We start from the raw sequence: 3055 nt of genomic DNA on the forward strand, positions 1-3055 counted from the left end.
CTCCACCAATATTACTCCCTACCTTTTTAACCTCCTCATCAACTATATAAACTCCTTTATCTGTTCCAACAACAATGAAATCGCTTCCTTTAGATAGTGTATGAACTACACCACTAACTCCTGCATCTTTCCATGTATCACCATCAAAAACAAAAAGTCCCTCATCTGTTCCTGCATAAACTTTCCCATTAAAATTTATAAGAATATGAATGTTTCTTTCATTGAGTCCTATTCTTTCCCATGAGACACCATCATTTTTTGATAAAAGGACACCACCATCTGTCCCAAAGTAGATTTTATCCTTCAGGAATAAGGCGCAGATCACATCCAAACCTTCAAATCCACCTGTCAATTGATAGAAATTCCTCCCCATATCCATTGACTCATATACACCAAGTTCTGTACCAAGAAGTATGTGATTACTATCATCTGGATCAATACTTATTGAGTAAATTGTTGGAAGACCTGTGCAATACTCCTCCCATTCTTTTCCATTCTCAGAGAATAGCAATGTATCATCTGAGAATACAAAGATTCCATTATCAAATGAAACTACACCGTTGTATGAAGTTAAAAGCTTCTTATTAACCGTTACGAATGTCTCTCCATTTTTTGTTACATCTATAAATCCTTCAGAGGTGTATTCATCACCAATAAGCACTCTGTTATCATTGCTTACAACCACAAAATCTTCCTCTCTTTTAATAATACCAGTTACACTCCTCCCTTTAAACTCCTCTATTTCCTCAACCTCTCCTTCCTCAAATTTGAAAAGTCCACCAATTGTTCCAACAAATAGAGTATCATTAAAGGATGCCACATCTGTTATCATGGAAGGGACACTTAAAACAGTCTCAAATTCTTTGAAGTTCTCTGTCTTTAATAAATTTCCCTTCTCTGTTCCGATATAGAAGGAGTTGTTTACCCTTTTTGCAAAGGAAACTGAATCATCTTTAACTTCCCAGATTTTAATCCATGTGGCACCTCTATCAGTGGACTTGAAAACTCCTATCTTTGTAAACACAAAGATGGAGTCATCCTTTTCCAAGATTTTCACCAAATCTCCTTCAACAACACCCTCTCCTACCTTTGACCAGGTAATTCCACCATCTGTTGATCTCTCAAGGGAATCCTTAAAAACAGATAAGATGAGACCTCCATTAAATATTTTAACCACTGGAACATCAAGAGCATAGAGGGATTCATTCATTGACTCCCAATCCCCAAGCATCTCACCTGCTGGAGAATCTGCCAATGAAACCTTCTCTAACTTTAAAACACCAAAACCAAGGATTAAAGATAAAATTAAGATAAAGAGAAAAACTTTTCTCATCTTCCCTCCTTCCATCTTGCAACGCTGGGTGCCAGGCACTTTTTGTTGCAGAAAAATGCAATGCCAGGCACTGAAGCTGCATAGTTTTTTAACAATTTATTTATAAAGTTAAGGGATGAGTTTCTTTAAAATTTTATTCTGTTTCTCTATGTATGTTTTTTCATCCAAAATCGTGAATTCCCCATCCTCAATCACTATCTCGCCATTTATCATGGAGAAATCCACCTTCTTTGCATCAAGTATAACTGGGACACTCAATAAATCGTGTAGTCCTCCAGCAAACTCAAGTCTATTCAAATCAAACATTATTAAATCCGCTGCTTTCCCCACCTCAATACTTCCAATGTAGTCATCCATCCTCAAGACTCTTGCACCACCCATGGTTGCCATCTTCAAAACCTCTCTTGTGGTTAATGCATCTGCACCAAACCTAACCCTCTGAAGGAGAAGTGCATTCCTTATTTCAAGAAGGAAATTCCCTGTATCATTGCTTGAACTTCCATCCACTGCAAGACCAATTCTAATTTTTTCCTTCATCTTACTAACTGGAGCAATACCAGAACCAAGTTTCATATTTGAAGTTGGGCAATGTGCCATTCCAACGTCATTTTTTCCAAGTTTCTCTATATCCTCATCAGATAGATGAACAAGGTGAGCAAACCAAACTCTCTCATTCAACCATCCCAACTCCTCCATGTAATCCACTGGTCTTTTTCCAAACTTCTCAAGACAAAATCTCTCCTCATCAAGGGTTTCTGCAAGATGGGTGTGAAGGAGAACATTCTTCTTCTCGGCAAGCTTTACACTCTCTTTCATAAGTTCTGGAGTTACTGAGAAGGGTGAACATGGGGCAAGAGCAATTCTAAGCATTGAGTATTTCTCTGGATCATGATATTTGTCAATGAGTTCCTCAGAATGGGTTAAAATCTCCTCTTCAGTCTGAACAACAGAGTCTGGAGGAAGACCTCCATCCTTTTTTGATAAGGACATACTCCCCCTTGTTGGGTGGAATCTAATCTTCGTCATTATCCCACCCTCAATCTGGGCATCAAATATAAAGTTGTTGTTCTCTGGAACAAGGTAGAGGTGATCAGTTGTTGTTGTAACTCCACTCTTCATCATCTCAAGGATTGAAACAATGGTTGATATATGGACTGCCTCCTCATCAATGTTTTTCCACATCTCATAAAGGGTTGTAAGCCATGGAAATAGAGGAAGGTCGTTTACCCCTTTTATATTCCTGAAGAGGGACTGGTAGAAGTGATGGTGCGTGTTTACAAAGCCAGGAAGCATGAGTTTTCCCCTTCCATCTATAACCCTGTCAAATTTCCCCTCTGGTTTCTCACTTCCAACATAATCAATTTTATTCCCATCAACTAATACATACCCATTCTCTATCTCTCTCCCCTCCTCATCCATCGTTCCAATCAATGTTACATCAGAAAAAAGTATTTTCATCCATCACCTCTATTAAAAGAAAACATTTATCAGTTGAATTATAACACCAAAACAGTGATATAAATTAAAGTTTGTATCTCATGAGCTTTTTTAATAATACATTCCTTTCCTCCACTCTTAAAACTGTGAGAGCAATGTAGTATACAATTGGAGAAAACATTAAAGAAAATATAAAAGATATGGTTTTGGAAAATGGCAGAAACCTAAAAGAACTCAAGGTAAAGATACCCATGATAGGGGAGGAGAAAAAAATTTTCACAAAAA

At 37.5% G+C, this 3055-nt stretch carries 3 protein-coding genes; all 3 read right to left on the minus strand.

Annotated elements, in window-relative coordinates:
• Positions 1–1333 (minus strand): hypothetical protein (locus J7J33_04960; protein ID MCD6168637.1); only part of this gene is annotated, 1333 nt, incomplete at its 3' end.
• A 108-nt stretch (positions 1334–1441) separates the two neighbouring features.
• Entirely contained in the window at positions 1442–2791 is a 1350-nt protein-coding gene (locus tag J7J33_04965) for an 8-oxoguanine deaminase (GenBank protein ID MCD6168638.1), read from the minus strand.
• Positions 2792–2855: 64 nt separating this feature from the next.
• Positions 2856–3055, minus strand: a 200-nt coding sequence (locus J7J33_04970) for a hypothetical protein (protein ID MCD6168639.1), incomplete at its 5' end; no start/stop codon positions are given.

Source organism: Caldisericia bacterium (assembly GCA_021158845.1).
Classification (GTDB): domain Bacteria; phylum Caldisericota; class Caldisericia; order B22-G15; family B22-G15; genus B22-G15.